The 15,834-nt window shown below is 71.7% G+C and carries 15 protein-coding genes; 7 read left to right on the forward strand and 8 right to left on the reverse strand.

What is annotated here, in order from left to right; translation table 11 throughout:
• Positions 1–5: 5 nt before the first annotated feature.
• The 4 genes from ACWDUZ_RS22670 to ACWDUZ_RS22685 all read right to left on the reverse strand — a co-directional run bounded on the left by ACWDUZ_RS22670 (position 6) and on the right by ACWDUZ_RS22685 (position 4,042).
• Entirely contained in the window at positions 6–1,706 is a 1,701-nt protein-coding gene (locus ACWDUZ_RS22670) for an acyl-CoA mutase large subunit family protein (RefSeq protein ID WP_451633601.1), read from the reverse strand.
• A 97-nt stretch (positions 1,707–1,803) separates the two neighbouring features.
• On the reverse strand, positions 1,804–2,142 hold the full coding sequence (locus ACWDUZ_RS22675; protein ID WP_451633602.1) for a DUF3817 domain-containing protein: 339 nt from the start codon (positions 2,140–2,142) through the stop codon (positions 1,804–1,806).
• 76 nt (positions 2,143–2,218) lie between these two features.
• Entirely contained in the window at positions 2,219–2,728 is a 510-nt protein-coding gene (locus ACWDUZ_RS22680; RefSeq protein WP_030170104.1) for a MarR family winged helix-turn-helix transcriptional regulator, read from the reverse strand.
• 33 nt (positions 2,729–2,761) lie between these two features.
• On the reverse strand, positions 2,762–4,042 hold the full coding sequence (locus tag ACWDUZ_RS22685; RefSeq protein ID WP_451633603.1) for an MFS transporter: 1,281 nt from the start codon (positions 4,040–4,042) through the stop codon (positions 2,762–2,764).
• 81 nt (positions 4,043–4,123) lie between these two features.
• Between ACWDUZ_RS22685 and ACWDUZ_RS22690 the strand changes: the two genes are divergently transcribed.
• Positions 4,124–5,110: a DUF5937 family protein gene (locus ACWDUZ_RS22690; RefSeq protein ID WP_451633604.1), complete on the forward strand. Its 987-nt coding sequence runs from the start codon at positions 4,124–4,126 to the stop codon at positions 5,108–5,110.
• Between the two features lie 105 nt (positions 5,111–5,215).
• Here the strand turns inward: ACWDUZ_RS22690 and ACWDUZ_RS22695 are convergent, their stop codons facing one another.
• Together ACWDUZ_RS22695 and ACWDUZ_RS22700 are read right to left on the reverse strand one after the other, a co-directional pair.
• Positions 5,216–5,518 carry an MTH1187 family thiamine-binding protein gene (locus tag ACWDUZ_RS22695; RefSeq protein ID WP_451633605.1) on the reverse strand — a complete coding sequence of 101 codons (303 nt, stop codon included), beginning with the start codon at positions 5,516–5,518 and terminating at the stop codon, positions 5,216–5,218.
• Positions 5,515–5,859: a DUF3817 domain-containing protein gene (locus tag ACWDUZ_RS22700; RefSeq protein ID WP_451633606.1), complete on the reverse strand. Its 345-nt coding sequence runs from the start codon at positions 5,857–5,859 to the stop codon at positions 5,515–5,517. Before ACWDUZ_RS22700 ends, ACWDUZ_RS22695 begins: the two co-directional genes overlap by 4 nt.
• A 131-nt stretch (positions 5,860–5,990) precedes the next feature.
• On the opposite strand from ACWDUZ_RS22700, the gene ACWDUZ_RS22705 reads away from it, so the two are divergent.
• From ACWDUZ_RS22705 to ACWDUZ_RS22720, 4 genes are all read left to right on the forward strand, one after another.
• Positions 5,991–6,623 carry an AIM24 family protein gene (locus tag ACWDUZ_RS22705; protein ID WP_451633670.1) on the forward strand — a complete coding sequence of 211 codons (633 nt, stop codon included), beginning with the start codon at positions 5,991–5,993 and terminating at the stop codon, positions 6,621–6,623.
• Between the two features lies 1 nt (position 6,624).
• The gene (locus tag ACWDUZ_RS22710; RefSeq protein ID WP_451633607.1) at positions 6,625–7,275 is read left to right on the forward strand and encodes an AIM24 family protein; all 651 of its coding nucleotides are present in this window, start codon (positions 6,625–6,627) and stop codon (positions 7,273–7,275) included.
• Positions 7,272–8,069, forward strand: a complete 798-nt coding sequence (locus ACWDUZ_RS22715; RefSeq protein WP_451633608.1) for an AIM24 family protein — start codon at positions 7,272–7,274, stop codon at positions 8,067–8,069. Before ACWDUZ_RS22710 ends, ACWDUZ_RS22715 begins: the two co-directional genes overlap by 4 nt.
• Before the next feature lie 95 nt (positions 8,070–8,164).
• Positions 8,165–8,641, forward strand: a complete 477-nt coding sequence (locus ACWDUZ_RS22720; protein ID WP_451633609.1) for a MarR family winged helix-turn-helix transcriptional regulator — start codon at positions 8,165–8,167, stop codon at positions 8,639–8,641.
• 79 nt (positions 8,642–8,720) lie between these two features.
• Here the strand turns inward: ACWDUZ_RS22720 and meaB are convergent, their stop codons facing one another.
• Together meaB and ACWDUZ_RS22730 are read right to left on the reverse strand one after the other, a co-directional pair.
• Positions 8,721–9,677 (reverse strand): methylmalonyl Co-A mutase-associated GTPase MeaB, encoded by a 957-nt coding sequence (gene meaB / locus ACWDUZ_RS22725; RefSeq protein WP_451633610.1) that lies wholly within the window; start codon positions 9,675–9,677, stop codon positions 8,721–8,723.
• Positions 9,678–9,847: 170 nt separating this feature from the next.
• On the reverse strand, positions 9,848–11,056 hold the full coding sequence (locus ACWDUZ_RS22730) for an acetyl-CoA C-acetyltransferase (RefSeq protein WP_451633611.1): 1,209 nt from the start codon (positions 11,054–11,056) through the stop codon (positions 9,848–9,850).
• 149 nt (positions 11,057–11,205) lie between these two features.
• Between ACWDUZ_RS22730 and mce the strand changes: the two genes are divergently transcribed.
• Together mce and scy are read left to right on the forward strand one after the other, a co-directional pair.
• Complete coding sequence (gene mce / locus ACWDUZ_RS22735; protein ID WP_451633612.1) at positions 11,206–11,646, forward strand: methylmalonyl-CoA epimerase; 441 nt, start codon at positions 11,206–11,208, stop codon at positions 11,644–11,646.
• A gap of 256 nt (positions 11,647–11,902) precedes the next feature.
• The gene (gene scy, locus ACWDUZ_RS22740; protein WP_451633613.1) at positions 11,903–15,817 is read left to right on the forward strand and encodes a polarized growth protein Scy; all 3,915 of its coding nucleotides are present in this window, start codon (positions 11,903–11,905) and stop codon (positions 15,815–15,817) included.
• The last annotated feature ends 17 nt before the right edge of the window (positions 15,818–15,834 follow it).

Below are 15,834 nucleotides of genomic sequence, written 5' to 3' on the forward strand. Positions count from 1 at the left end.
GCGCCTCAGAACCCTGCGGGTTCCGTGTACACCCCCCACTCGTCCCGCAGTACCCCGCAGATCTCGCCCAGCGTCGCCTCGGCCCGCACGGCCTGAAGCATCGGCTCGATCATGTTCGCCCCGGAGCGCGCGGCCGCCAGCATGGCGTCCAGCGCCGAGCGCACCGCCGTCTCGTCCCGCGCGGCCTTGCGCTCGGCGAGCACCCGTACCTGCTCCCGCTCCACCTCGTGGCTCACCCGCAGAATCTCCAGGTCGCCGGTGACGGACCCGGTGTGCACGTTGACGCCGACGACCCGCTTGTCGCCCTTCTCCAGCGCCTGCTGGTACCGGAACGCCGACTCGGCGATCTCGCCGGTGAACCAGCCGTCCTCGATGCCCCGCAGAATGCCGGAGGTGATCGGCCCGATCGGGTGCTGCCCGTCGGGGTGGGCGCGCAGCCCGCGCTCCTTTATCTGCTCGAAGATCTTCTCGGCGTCCGCCTCGATCCGGTCCGTCAGCTGCTCGACGAACCACGAACCGCCCAGCGGGTCGGCGACGTTGGCGACGCCGGTCTCCTCCATCAGCACCTGCTGCGTGCGCAGCGCGATCTCGGCGGCCTGCTCGCTGGGCAGGGCGAGGGTCTCGTCCAGGGCGTTGGTGTGCAGCGAGTTGGTCCCGCCGAGCACCGCCGCGAGCGCCTCCACGGCCGTACGCACGACGTTGTTGTACGGCTGCTGCGCGGTCAGCGAGACACCGGCGGTCTGCGTGTGGAAGCGCAGCCACTGCGCCTTCTCGCTCCGCGCGCCGTACACGTCCCGCATCCAGCGGGCCCAGATGCGGCGCGCGGCGCGGAACTTGGCGATCTCCTCGAAGAAGTCGACGTGCGCGTCGAAGAAGAAGGACAGGCCGGGCGCGAACACGTCCACGTCCAGGCCGCGGCTGAGCCCCAGTTCGACGTAGCCGAAGCCGTCGGCCAGGGTGTACGCCAGCTCCTGCGCGGCCGTCGCCCCGGCCTCGCGGATGTGGTAGCCGGAGACGGACAGCGGCTTGTACGCGGGGATGCGCGCGCTGGTGTACTCCATCAGGTCGCCGATGAGGCGCAGGTGCGGCTCGGGCTGGAAGAGCCACTCCTTCTGGGCGATGTACTCCTTGAAGATGTCCGTCTGGAGCGTGCCGTTGAGGACGGAGGCGTCCACGCCCTGCCGCTCGGCGGCGACCAGGTACATGCAGAAGACGGGGACGGCCGGCCCGCTGATCGTCATCGAGGTGGTGACGTCGCCGAGCGGGATGTCCTTGAACAGGACCTCCATGTCGGCCGCGGAGTCGATGGCCACCCCGCAGTGGCCGACCTCGCCCAGCGAGCGCGGGTCGTCGGAGTCGCGGCCCATGAGCGTGGGCATGTCGAAGGCGACCGAGAGCCCGCCTCCGCCGTTGCGGAGGATCATCTTGTAGCGCTCGTTGGTCTGCTCGGCGTTGCCGAAGCCGGCGAACTGCCGGATGGTCCACGTCCGCCCTCGGTAGCCGGTCGGGTACAGACCGCGGGTGTAGGGGTACTCACCGGGCCAGCCGATCCGCTCGAAGCCCTCGTAGCTGTCCCCGGGCCGGGGTCCGTACACCGGCTCCACGGGGTCGCCGGAGAGCGTGGTGAAGTCTGCGTCGCGCTTGCGTGCGGCGTCGTACCGGGCCTGCCAGCGTCGGCGGCCCTCTTCGATGGCGTCAGCGTCCATACCCTCGAATTTACTAGGACGTCCTAGTAACTGTCGACGGCAGACCGCCGTACGGAGGTGTGACGTACGGCGGTGCGGCCGCGGTCCGCGGTCGCGGTCAGGCCTCGGCGACCGCGGGCGCGGCGTCCGCGACCGTGGCCTCGAGCTCGCGGCTGACCTTGCGCTCCACGAAGAAGGCGGCGGTCGGGATGGTCCCGGCGAGCAGCACCCACAGCTGCGTGGTGACCGGCCACTTCGCCTTGGAGCCGAGGTCGAAGGCGAAGACCAGATAGATCACGTACAGCCAGCCGTGCGCGATGCCGATGACGGTGGTGAACCGGGCGGCGCCGTCGATCTGGAGGCCGTACTTGGCGATCACGCCGAGGGTCAGCAGGACCAGCAGCACGCCGGTGACGTAGGCCATGACGCGGTAGCGGGTCAGCACGCTCTTCTTCATGCCGTCGAGCGTAACCGCCCGTTCCGGGAGATCTTGTCCCGGGTCACCCGCGGGGGCCGGTGCGCCGAGGGCCGGGTCAGTCCTCTTCGAAGTCGTGTGCGGCGACGCGCAGCGGGCGCAGCATCGCGAAGATCTCCGCACACTCCTCGGCGTCGTAGGCGCCCAGGCCGAAGTCCATCGCCATCAGGTCGCGGGTGGCCGACTCGACCACCTCGCGGCCCTTGTCGGTGATGACGGCGAGGGTGCCGCGGCCGTCGTTGGGGTTGGGGCGCTTGGCCACCAGGCCGGATCTGACCAGGCGGTCCACGGTGTTCGTCACGGACGTGGGGTGCACCATGAGCCGCTCACCGATCTTGGACATCGGCAGTTCGCCGGCCTTGGAGAAGGTGAGCAGCACCAGGGCCTCGTACCGCGCGAACGTCAGTTCGTACGGCTTGACCACCGCGTCGACCTCGGCCAGCAGGATCTGGTGGGCGCGCATGATCGAGGTGATCGCCGCCATGGACGGCACATTGCCCCAGCGCTGCTTCCAGAGTTCGTCGGCGCGGGCGATGGGATCGAACGGGAGACTGAGGGACTTCGGCACGTCACCAGACCCTACCCGGCGGTCATATCCCGGTCAGCCCTGTCTCGCCCCTCGGTCCCTCGCGGGACCGGCGCCACCGCGGGCGGCCCTGGCGAGCAGGGCGCAGCACACCGTGCCCAGCACCCCGGCCCCCGCGACCGTCGCCGTCACCCCGGCGAACTCCGCCGCGACGCCCGCCAGGGCCATGCCCACGCCCTGGATCGTCATGAGACCGGCCGTGAGCAGGGTCATCGCCCGCCCGCGGAGCTCCTCGGGCACGGCCCGGACGAACCACTGGTCCAGGCCCAGCGTGTACGCGGACCCCGCACCGGACAGCAGCAGCAGAACCAGTGAGACGGCCAGATCCGGATGGAAGGCGTAGCCGAGGTACGGCAGCAGCGTGACGCAGACCAGGGGAAGGGCGATCCGCTCCCGGACGGCGGGCCGCAGCCGTGAGCCGGCGTACAGCTCGCCCGCGACGGTACCGACCGGCAGCGCGCACATCAGCAGGCCGAGTCCGCTGGAACCGGTGCCGAGCGCGGCGGCGTACGGAGCCGCCAGCGCCTCGGGCACCACCGTGAACATCGGCGGTACCCAGAACAGCAGGAGCAGCAGACGGACCCGGCGGTCGGCGAGCACCTGCCCGGCGCCCCGGAGCGAGTCGCTCACCAGCGCGCCCGGGGCGCCGCCGCGCGCCGGGCGACGCCGGGTGCCGAAGCGGAGCACGGTGGCGGAGACCAGGAAGGTGCCCACTGTGATCAGCAGCGCGTGCCGGGGGCTGACCACGCTGAGCAGCAGGCCGCCGAGTCCGAAGCCGACGAGCAGGACGCTCTGCGAGACGATCCGCAGCAGGGAGCGTCCGAGGACGAAGAGTTCGCCGTCGCCGAGGATGTCGGCGAGGGTGGCCATGCGCGTTCCCTGGAACACGGGCGACACGACGGCGAGGGCGCACCGCAGGGCGAGCACGACGCCGATGTGCGCGCCGGGCACCGTCATGAGGGCCACGCAGGCCGCGCACACCAGATCGCACACCACCAGGACCCGGCGGGCGGGGAAGCGGTCGGCGATCCCCGCGAGAAGCGTGCCGCCCACGACGTACGGCAGGAATCCCAGCGCGAAGGTGAGGGCGCTGAACAGGGGCGAGCCGGTGAGGGCGTAGACGAGGACCGAGAGGGAGACCTCGCTGACGATCACGCCGAGGAGCGAGAGGGCGTGGGCGGCGAAGACGGCACGGAACTCGGGGACGGCGAGGACCCGGGCGTAGCCGGGAGCGGCGTCGCGGGCGGCGATGCCGGGGCCGGCCGATGCGGGAGGGGCGGCGGGGCGCTGTTGCATACAGGGAGGGTGCGGTGCGGGCGGCGGACGCCCTAGAGTTTCGGCGTCCGCCGAATCTTCACCCCGGGGTGGGTCGCCGTCATGCCGTACCTTCTGCACTTCGGAGACGACGACCTGCTGCGGTGCCGGTTCGCCGTGTCCCCGCTGTGGGAGACGCAGGAGGCGGTGCGGACCCTGGGGCGGCCCGACCGGCACGGGTACCACCCGCACTGGCTGCGGCGGATCCAGCGGGCCGCGCGGCAGCTGGATCTGGGCCCGCTGTGGCTGCTCATGCCGTCGCGCGGGCACACCCCGGACTTCCTGGCGGCGCCACCGATCGGGCCGGCGGCCACGTTCGAGGAGGAGATCGCGGCGGTGCGGGCGACCGACCCCGCGATCGCCCGCAAGGATCTGGCGCTGTCGCTCGCCGATACCGCCGGCGCGCTGCGGTCCGCACGCGGCCAGGCACTGCTGGCCGATCCGGAACGGGCGGTCCAGGAGCTGTCCGATCTGCTTCAGGCCGCGTGGCACGCGCTGGTCGAGCCGGAGTGGCCGCGGCTGCGTGCACTGCTCGAGGCCGATGTGGCCTTCCACTCCAGGCGGCTGGCCGAGGTGGGGCTGGGCGCGCTGTTGACGGAGCTGGACCGGCGGCTGTCCTGGGACGGGCGGACACTGACCGTCGACTGGAACACCGAACACGAGCGTGAGCTGGGCGGGCAGGGACTGGTGCTCATGCCGAGCGTCTTCTGCTGGCCGGACGTGATCAGCGGCTTCGAACCGCCGTGGCAGCCGACGCTGGTGTACCCGGCGCGAGGACTGGCCGGCCTGTGGGCGGAGCCGGGCGCGCGGAGCACGTCCAGCCGGGCGCTGGCCCGGCTGCTGGGACGGGGGCGGGCGGCCGTGCTGACCGCGCTGACCGATCCGGCGACGACGACCGCCCTGGCGCACCGGCTGGGACTGGCGCCGTCGTCGGTGTCCGCGCACCTGGGGGTGTTGCGCGACGCGGGGCTGCTCACGTCACGGCGGTACGGGCATCAGGTGCTGTACGAGCGCACGCCGCTGGGGACGGCACTGGCCGCCGGCGACTGAACGCCGGGCGGCTCGCGGTGCGCCCGCGGGGACGTCGCCGATCAGGACGGTGACGGCACCCCCGCGGCCGGCCCCCGCCGGCGCGCGGCTGCCGGTTCCGGACGGTTATTCGCCCCGCGACGCCAGGTGACGCTCCACGGTCTCCACCTTGGAGGTGAGACCGTCCGTCACGCCGGGGCGGATGTCGGCCTTGAGGACCAGGGAGACGCGCGGGGCACGCGCCTCCACGGCGGCCACGGCGCGCCTGACGACGTCCATGACCTCGTCCCACTCCCCCTCGACGGAGGTGAACATCGCGTCGGTGCGGTTCGGCAGGCCGGACTCGCGGACCACGCGGACCGCGTCGGCCACGTACTCCCCCACGTCCTCGCCGACGCCGAGGGGGGTCACGGAGAAGGCGACGATCATGCGTTCACGATCCCTTCGCGGCGGGCGCGGGAGGCGATCACCGCGTCCTCGGCCTCGCGCTTGAGCTTGCGTTCGGCGAAGAAGCCGCCGGTCGGCAGGACGGAGAGGACGAAGTAGAGGGCGGCGGTCTTCAGCGGCCACTTCGTACGGTTCCAGGCGTCGGCCCAGAAGAGCACGTAGAGGACGAACAGGATGCCGTGGATCGCGCCCATCACCGGTACCGCGTTGAAGTCCGTGGTCCGCTTCAGGACCGAGCAGATCAGCAGCAGGATGAAGGACACCGCCTCGGGGGCGGATACCAGGCGGAGGCGGCGGAGGGCGGTGGCGGTCTTGATGTCCACGGGTCACCTTCGGTGGGAGAGACGCGTTTGTGAACGCGCGCACAAAGTTTCGTCCATTGTGGCAAATCGTCCGCGGATGGACGGGAGGGGGTGTCCGCACACCCGTCCGCCGCTACCTTCGCACCGTGGCGATGTTCCGACTTCAAGGCAGCAAGGTGCTCGCCGTCGACATGACCGGGGACGCCGTGAAGGCGAAGAACGGCTCGATGGTCGCGTACGACGGGCAGATGGCCTTCAAGAAGCTGACGGGCGGCGGTGAGGGCCTGCGGGGGATGGTGACGCGGCGGCTCACCGGTGAGCAGATGACGGTGATGGAGGTGCGGGGGCAGGGGACCTGCTGGTTCGCCGACCGGGCGTCCGAGATCAATCTGGTGCGGTTGCAGGGCGAGAAGCTGTTCGTCGAGTCGAGCAATCTGCTGGCGACCGACGCGGGGCTCAGGACGGGGACGACGTTCACCGGGCTGCGGGGCGCCTCGCAGGGCAACGGGCTGTTCACGACCACCGTCGAGGGGCACGGGCAGGCGGCGATCCTGTCCGACGGACCGGCGGTGGTGCTCCGGGTCAGCCCGCAGTATCCGCTGATCGTCGATCCGGGGGCGTACGTGGCGCATCAGGGGAACGTGCGGCAGTCCTTCCAGTCCGGTGTGACCTTCCGCACTCTCCTGGGTGAGGGCGGCGGGGAGGCCTTCCAGATCCGGTTCGAGGGGGACGGGGTCGTGTACGTGCAGCCGAGCGAGCGAAACACGATCGCGGGGGACATCTGACATGACCTTGCGGGAGATCAACTCCAAGATGGTCGAGGCCACGGTGGCGCCCGGGCAGCGGCTGTTCAGCCAACGGGGGGCGATGCTGGCGTACAAGGGGGACGTGTCCTTCACGCCCGACATCCAGGGCGGTCAGGGCGGGCTGATGTCCATGGTCGGACGGCGGGTGGCGGGCGAGGCCACGCCGCTGATGACCGTGGAGGGCAGCGGGACCGTGTTCTTCGGGCACGGCGGGCACCATGTGCAGGTGATCAACCTGTCGGGCGACACCCTGTACGTGGAGGCGGACCGGCTGCTCGCCTTCGAGGGCACGCTCCGGCAGGGCACGATGTTCATGGGCTCGCAGGGCGGGGTCATGGGCATGGTGCGCGGCCAGGTCACCGGCCAGGGGCTGTTCACCACCACCCTCACGGGGCACGGCGCGGTCGCCGTCATGGCGCACGGCGGCGTCTTCGAGGTGCCGATCACCCCGCAGCGCCCCGTCCACGTCGACCCGCAGGCCTACGTCGCCCACCATGGGGACGTACGCAACAAGCTCTCCACGGCGCTGGGCTGGCGCGACATGGTGGGGCGCGGGTCCGGCGAGGCCTTCCAACTGGAGCTGAGCGGCAACGGCGCGGTGTACGTACAGGCCTCGGAGGAGAAGCTGTGAGCGGTTACGGAACGGCCGGGCCCGTGGTGTACGACCCGATGAACCTGCCGGCGGACGACAACGTCAACAGCTACACCTTCTGCGTGGAACTCAAGGGAGGCCAGTGGTTCCTGCAGAAGGGGAAGATGATCGCCTACTACGGGACGATCGAGTTCAACGGGGTGGGGCACGGGCGGCTGGACCGTCTGGTGCGGACCTCGTTCCATTCGCCTCTGCACGCGAGCGACTGGGTCGTGGCGGAGGGCTCGGGCAAGATGCTGCTGGCCGATCGGGCCTTCGATGTCAACTCCTACGACCTGGACGACGGCAATCTGACCATTCGCTCGGGCAATCTGCTTGCTTTTCAGCCAAGTCTCGCGCTCAAACAGTCGATCGTGCCGGGCTTTCTGACCCTGATCGGAACCGGGAAGTTCGTGGCCGCGTCCAACGGACCGGTGGTGTTCATGGAGCCGCCGATCAGGGTGGACCCGCAGGCGCTCGTCGGGTGGGCCGACTGCCCCTCCCCCTGCCATCACTACGACCATGGGTACATGACCGGGGTGATGGGCGGTCTACGTGCGATGACGGGCCTGGGCGGGGCCTCCGGGGAGGAGCATCAGTTCGAGTTCGTGGGAGCAGGCACGGTCCTGCTGCAGTCGACCGAGACCCTCATGGCCGAGCAGGCCACGGGAGTGGTTCCGCACGAGCCCGGGGTACCCGGTGGCTCGGGAGTGTCCGGAAGCCACGGACCGCAAGCCGGCGCACCGCGCCTTCCCGGACAGCTCGGAGACCTCCAGCGTCGCTTCGGGCTGTGAGCGGTAGTCTGCGGACCGTGACGGCTCGAACACGTGCGCGCCATCACACCACCCCTCACTAGTACGCCTTTCAACTTCTTAGGTAGACTTCATTCATGGAGACCGAGACGGCCACCCGCTGGCTCACCGATGCGGAGCAGTGCGCCTGGCGCACCCACCTGGAGGTCAACAAGCTGTTGACGTACCAGCTCGAAAAGGACCTGCAGCCGTTCGGCCTGACGATCAACGACTACGAGATTCTGGTGAATCTCTCCGAGTCGGAGGACATGCGGATGCGGATGAGCGACCTCGCGACCGCCACTCTTCAGTCCAAGAGCCGCCTCTCGCACCAGATCACCCGCATGGAGAACGCGAACCTGGTGCGCCGTGAGAACTGCGAGTCCGACCGCCGGGGCCTGTACGCGGTCCTCACCGAGCACGGCTTGGAGACCATGCGGAAGGTCGCGCCGCACCACGTGGCGTCCGTGCGGAGGCATTTCATCGACCTGCTGGAGCCGGAGGCGCTGATGGAGCTGGACAAGGCCCTCAAGCCCATCGCCGAGCATCTGCGGGGGCAGCGAGGGCGCCCCTGAGGGCCCCGGCGGGCCCTCACGTACGGAGAAGGCGGAGCCCTGGGGCTCCGCCTTCTCCGTACCGTGCGGCCGACCGGTTTCAGGCCTGCGTCAGGCCCGCCACCAGTTCGTCCGCCGCCCGGTACGGGTCCAGTTCGCCGGCCACGATGCGCTCGGCGAGGGCGCCCAGATGACGGTCTCCGTGGAGGTCGCCGATGCGCTCCCGCAGGGCCGTGACCGCGATCGTCTCCACCTCGTGCGCGGCGCGGGCCAGGCGGCGCCCGGTCAGGACGCCGTGCTCCTCCATCCACGCCCGGTGCTTCTCCAGGGCCTCGACGACCTCGTCGACGCCCTCGGCGCGGGCCGCCACCGTCTTGACGATGGGCGGTCGCCAGTCGCCGGGGGCGCGGGACTCGCCCAGGCCCAGCATGTGGTTCAGCTCGCGGGCCGTGGCGTCGGCGCCGTCGCGGTCGGCCTTGTTGACGACGTAGACGTCGCCGATCTCCAGGATGCCCGCCTTGGCCGCCTGGATGCCGTCGCCCATGCCGGGGGCCAGGAGGACGACGGAGGTGTCCGCCTGGGAGGCGATCTCCACCTCCGACTGGCCGACGCCGACCGTCTCGACCAGGATCACGTCGCAGCCCGCCGCGTCGAGGACGCGGATCGCCTGCGGGGCGGCCCAGGCCAGCCCGCCCAGATGCCCCCGGGTCGCCATCGAGCGGATGTAGACACCCGGGTCGGAGGCGTGCTCGGACATGCGCACGCGGTCGCCGAGCAGCGCGCCGCCGGAGAACGGAGACGACGGGTCGACCGCCAGGACGCCGACCCGCTTGCCCTGCTTGCGGTACGCGGTGACCAGCGCCGCGGTGGACGTCGACTTGCCGACACCCGGGGAGCCGGTCAGGCCCACGACGTAGGCGTTGCCGGTCAGCGGGGCGAGCGCCGCCATGACCTCCCTGAGCTGCGGGGACGCCCCCTCCACGAGGGAGATCAGCCGGGCGACGGCCCGGGGCCGGCCTTCCCTGGCCTGGGCCACCAGCGAGGAGACGTCCTGCATCACTGCTCCGTTCTGCGTCTTCCTTCGCCTCAGGGGGTGCTTCAGCCGGTGTCGAGAGCCGGACCGTGCTCAGCCCTTCGGGCCTGAGCGCGGTCGGACTGTCGACACCGGCGCACCCCCATCGGCTCACATGTTCTACGTGAGGTCGTTCGTCGGTCCGAGAAGGGTTCTTACGCCTTCGGCACCCGGACGATCAGCGCGTCGCCCTGGCCGCCGCCGCCGCACAGCGCCGCCGCGCCGACACCGCCGCCGCGACGCTTCAGCTCCAGCGCCAGGTGCAGCACGAGCCGGGCCCCGGACATCCCGATCGGGTGACCCAGGGCGATGGCGCCGCCGTTCACGTTCACCATTTCCGTGGACACGCCGAGGTCCTTCATTGACTGCACGGTGACGGCGGCGAACGCCTCGTTGATCTCGATCAGATCCAGGTCGGAGACCTCCAGGCCCTCCTTCTTCAGGGCGTGCAGGATCGCGTTGGAGGGCTGCGACTGGAGGGAGTTGTCCGGCCCGGCCACGTTGCCGTGGGCGCCGATCTCGGCGATCCAGTCCAGGCCCAGCTCCTGGGCCTTGGCCTTGCTCATCACGACCACGGCCGCCGCGCCGTCGGAGATCTGCGAGGAGGAGCCGGCGGTGATCGTGCCGTCCTTGGTGAAGGCCGGGCGCAGCTTGGCCAGCGACTCGGCGGTGGTGTCGCCGCGGATGCCCTCGTCCTTGCTGAACAGGACCGGGTCGCCCTTGCGCTGCGGGATCTCCACCGGGGTGATCTCCGCCTCGAAGACGCCGTTCTTCTGGGCGGCGGCGGCACGCTGGTGGGAGAGGGCAGCGATCTCGTCCTGCTCGGCGCGGCCGATGCCCAGGCGGGTGTTGTGCTTCTCGGTGGACTCGCCCATGGGGATGTTCTCCCACGGGTCGGTCAGGCCGTCGTGGGCCATCGCGTCGAGCATCTGCACCGCGCCGTACTTGAAGCCCTCGCGGGACTTCGGCAGCAGGTGGGGCGCGTTGGTCATGGACTCCTGGCCGCCGGCCACGATCACGTCGAACTCACCCGCGCGGATCAGCTGGTCGGCCAGCGCGATCGCGTCCAGACCGGACAGGCACACCTTGTTGATCGTCAGGGCCGGGACGTTCATCGGAATGCCCGCCTTGACCGCGGCCTGACGTGCCGGGATCTGCCCCGTGCCGGCCTGCAGCACCTGGCCCATGATCACGTACTGCACCTGGTCGCCGCCGATCCCCGCGCGGTCGAGAGCGGCCTTGATCGCGAAGCCGCCGAGGTCGGCTCCGGAGAAGGACTTCAGTGAGCCGAGCAGCCGGCCCATGGGCGTACGGGCGCCCGCGACGATCACCGAGCTGGTCGTACCGGGAGTTCCAGAAGTCATGAGCTGCGATCCCCTTACCGGCCTGCACAGCCGAGGAGTGAACGAGGGTTTACTTCGAATGTACTGACGCGCGGTCCGCTCCGTCATCGGGCCGTCGGTGTGATCGCGCGCACGTTGCGTAACCACCGGGTTGGCGTTGCACTGAGACCATGCTGACGCGAATCGACCACATCGGGATCGCCTGCCACGACCTCGACGCCACCGTCGAGTTCTACCGGGCCACCTACGGCTTCGAGGTGTTCCACACCGAGGTCAACGAGGAGCAGGGCGTGCGCGAGGCCATGCTCAAGATCAACGAGACGTCCGACGGCGGTGCCTCCTACCTGCAGCTCCTGGAGCCGACCCGCGAGGACTCCGCCGTCGGGAAGTGGCTCGCGAAGAACGGTGAGGGCGTCCACCACATCGCTTTCGGTACGGCGGATGTGGACGGCGACGCCGCCGAGATCCGGGGCAAGGGCGTACGCGTTCTGTACGACGAGCCGCGACGCGGCTCCATGGGGTCACGGATCACCTTCCTGCACCCCAAGGATTGTCACGGTGTCCTGACAGAACTGGTCACTTCGGCGGCTGTTGAGTCGGCTGAGCACTGACCCTCGTACATAAGGGCCGGTAGGGTTGGGGGCGGTCGTCCCTGAATGCGGGGGCGGCCGGGTTCTGCCGTCGCGGCCGGGTTGTGCCGTAGCGGGCGGCGGAACCTCGCCGGGGTCCGGGTTTCGGGGGACGAGCGACGGGGCAGCAGCCCGTGCTCCGCCGTTGATCTGACACCATTCCCCGGGGGCCCCGTTCGGCGGATGGACGGAGCTCGTTTGGACAGGCTTGCGACCAGGGGACGGATGGGACCGCGCAGTGCGGGGCTACGAACGCCAGGAGCGAGAGCCGGCGGCTGACGTCGACCACCTCTCTCGGTTCGAGGCCGAGATGGAGCGGCTGAAGACCGAGCGGGAAAAGGCGATCCAGCACGCCGAGGACCTCGGCTACCAGGTCGAGGTGCTGCGCGCCAAGCTGCACGAGGCGCGGCGCACCCTCATGACCCGGCCCGCCTACGACAGTGCCGACATCGGCTACCAGGCGGAGCAGTTGCTGCGCAACGCGCAGATGCAGGCCGACCAGCTCCGCGCGGACGCCGAGCGGGAGCTGAGCCAGGCCCGCGCGCAGACCCAGCGCATCCTCCAGGAGCACGCCGAGCAGGCCGCGCGCCTGCAGGCCGAGCTGCACCAGGAGGCGGTGACCCGCCGCCAGCAGCTCGACCAGGAGCTGGCCGAGCGCCGGCAGACCGTCGAGTCGCACGTCAACGAGAACGTGGCCTGGGCGGAACAGCTGCGCGCCCGCACCGAGCAGCAGGCCCGCCGGCTCCTCGACGAGTCCCGCGCCGAGGCCGAGCAGGCGATGGCCGCCGCCCGCGCGGAGGCCGAGCGGCTGACCGCCGAGGCCCGGCAGCGGCTGCAGAGCACCGCCGAGGAGGCGCGCGCCGAGGCCGAACAGATCCTGCGCCGGGCCCGTACCGACGCCGAGCGCCTGCTCAACGCCGCCTCCAACCAGGCCCAGGAGGCCACCGACCACGCCGAGCAGCTGCGCAGCAGCACGGCGAGCGAGTCCGACGCCGCCCGCCGCCAGGCCGCCGAGCTGACCCGTGCCGCCGAGCAGCGCATGGCGGAGGCCGAGGAGGCGCTGCGCAAGGCGCAGTCCGAGGCCGAGAAGACGGTCACCGAGGCCAAGGAGGCCGCGGCCAAGGCGCTGGCGGGCGCGGAGTCCGCCAACGAGCAGCGCACCCGCACGGCCAAGGAGCAGGTCGCCCGGCTGGTCGAGGAGGCCACGAAGGAGGCCGAGCAGACGAAGTCCGAGGCCGAGCAGCTGGTCGCGGACGCGCGCGCCGAGGCGGAGAAGATCGTCGCCGAGGCCGCGGAGAAGGCCCGTACGATCACCGCCGAGGAGAGCGCCACCCAGCTGTCGAAGGCGGCCAGGACCGCCGAGGACGTGCTGAACAAGGCGGCCGAGGAGGCCCGCCAGACCACGAAGGCCGCCGCCGAGGAGGCCGAGCGGATCCGTACCGAGGCCGAGGCCGAGGCGGACCGGCTGCGCGCGGAGGCGCACGACCTCGCCGAGCAGCTCAAGGGCGCGGCGAAGGACGACACCAAGGAGTACCGCGCCAAGACGGTCGAGCTCCAGGAGGAGGCGCGCCGGCTGCGCGGCGAGGCCGAGCAGCTGCGTGCCGAGGCCGTAGCCGAGGGCGAGCGGATCCGGGCCGAGGCCCGGCGCGAGGCCGTGGCACAGATCGAGGAGGCGGCCAAGTCCGCCGAGGAACTGCTGGCCAAGGCCAAGGCGGACGCCGACGAGCTGCGCGGGACCGCGACCGCGGACAGCGAAAAGGTGCGCACCGAGGCCATCGAGCGCGCCACCACGCTGCGCCGGCAGGCCGAGGAGACCCTGGAGCGCACCCGCAAGGAGGCCGAGCGGCACCGCGCGGAGGCGGAGGAGCAGGCGGAGACGGTCAAGGCGGACGCCGAGCGGGCCGCGGCCGAGCTGCGCGAGGAGACCGAGCGGGCGGTCGAGGCCCGGCGGTCGGAGGCCGCCGAGGAGCTGACCCGGCTGCACTCCGAGGCCGAGGAGCGCCTGGCCGCCGCCGAGCAGGCGCTGACCGAGGCCCGCGAGGAGGCCGCGCGGATCCGCCGCGAGGCCGGCGAGGAGACCGAGCGGCTGCGCGCCGAGGCGGCCGAGCGGATCCGCGCCCTTCAGCAGCAGGCGGAGGCCGAGGCCGAGCGGCTGCGTGACGAGGCCGCCTCGGACGCGTCCGCCTCACGCGCGGAGGGCGAGGCGATCGCCGTACGGCTGCGTTCGGAGGCCTCGGCGGAGGCGGAGCGGCTGAAGGCGGAGGCCCAGGACACCGCGGACCGGGTCCGTGCGGAGGCGCAGGCCGCCGCGGAGCGGCTGGCCTCGGAGGCGTCCGAGACGCTGGCCGCCGCCCAGGAGGAGGCCGCCCGGCGCCGCCGCGAGGCCGAGGAGCTGCTCGGTGCGGCCCGGCAGGAGGCCGACCAGGAGCGCGAGCGGGCCCGCGAGCAGAGCGAGGAACTGCTGGCGGTCGCGCGGGGGCGCGTGGAGGAGGCGCAGGCCGAGGCCACCCGGCTGGTGGAGGAGGCCGACCGGCGCGCCACCGAGATGGTCACCGCCGCCGAGCAGCACGCGCAGCAGGTCCGGGACTCCGTCACCGGGCTGCACGAGCAGGCGCAGGAGGAGATCGCCGGGCTGCGCTCGGCCGCCGAGCACGCGGCGGACCGTACGAAGCGGGAGGCCGAGGAGGAGGCGGACCGGGTCCGCACCGACGCCTACGCCGAGCGGGAGCGGGCGAGCGAGGACGCCTCCCGGCTGCGGCGCGAGGCGCAGGAGGAGGCCGAGGCCGCCAAGTCGCTCTCGGAGCGCACGATGTCGGAGGCGATCGCGGAGGCGGACCGGATCGGCGCCGAGGTCGCCGAGCACGCCCAGCGGGTGCGTACCGAGGCCTCGGACGCGCTGGCCGAGGCCGACCAGGCCGCGGCCCGCACCCGGGCCGACGCCCGCGAGGACGCCAACCGCATCCGCTCGGAGGCGGCGACGCAGGCGGACACGCTGATCTCCGAGGCGCGCGCGGAGGCGGACCGGCTGCAGACGGAGACGATCGCGGAGGCCGACCGGCTGCGGACGGAGACGATCGAGGAGACGGACCGGCTGCGCGCGGAGACGGCCGCGGAGGCCGAGCGGGTACGGGCGGAGTCCGCCGCCAGGGCGGACAAGCTGATCTCGGACGCCACGGGGGACGCGGAGCGGCTGCGTGCCGAGGCCGCGGAGACCGTGGGCTCCGCGCAGTCCCGTGCCGAGCGGATCCGCAGCGAGTCCGAGCGGCTGAAGGCCGACGCGGAGGCGGAGGCCGAACACACGCTGGCCGCCGCCCGCGAGGAGGCCGAGCGGACCCTGGACGAGGCCCGCAGGGAAGCCAACAAGCGGCGTTCGGAGGCGGCCGAGCAGGTCGACACGCTGATCACGGAGACCACCGCCGAGGCCGACAAGCTGCTCACCGAGGCGCAGGCGAGCGCCGTCAAGACCAAGGCGGAGGCGGAGTCCCAGGCCGACACCATGGTGGGCGCGGCCCGCCAGGAGGCCGAGCGGATCGTCTCCGAGGCGACCGTGCAGGGCAACACGCTGGTCGAGAAGGCGCGTACGGACGCGGACGAGCTGCTCGTCGGCGCCCGCCGGGACGCCACGCAGATCCGGGAGCGGGCCGAGGAGCTGCGCGAGCGCCTGACCGCCGAGATCGAGGAGCTGCACGAGCGGGCCCGCCGTGAGGCGGCCGAGACGATGAAGTCGGCGGGCGACCGCTGCGACGCGCTGATCAAGGCCGCCGAGGAGCAGCTGGCCAAGGCGCAGGCCAAGGCCAAGGAGATCGTCTCGGACGCCAACTCCGAGGCGGGCAAGGTGCGGATCGCAGCGGTGAAGAAGGCCGAGGGGCTGCTGAAGGAGGCCGAGCAGAAGAAGGCCACCCTCGTGAAGGAGGCCGAGGAGCTGAAGGCCGAGGCGGTCCGCGAGGCGCGGCGCACGGTCGAAGAGGGCAAGCGCGAGCTGGAGATCCTGGTGCGCCGGCGCGAGGACATCAACGCGGAGATCTCCCGCGTCCAGGACGTCCTGGAGGCGCTGGAGTCCTTCGAGGCCCCCTCGTCCGGCAAGGACGGCGGCGTGAAGGCGGGCGCCGTGGTCGGCGCACCCCGGTCCGGCGGCAAGGGGTCCGAGGGCTAATCTGAGGGGCCGGTTCC

The sequence above is a fragment of the Streptomyces sp. NPDC003393 genome (assembly GCF_053589015.1).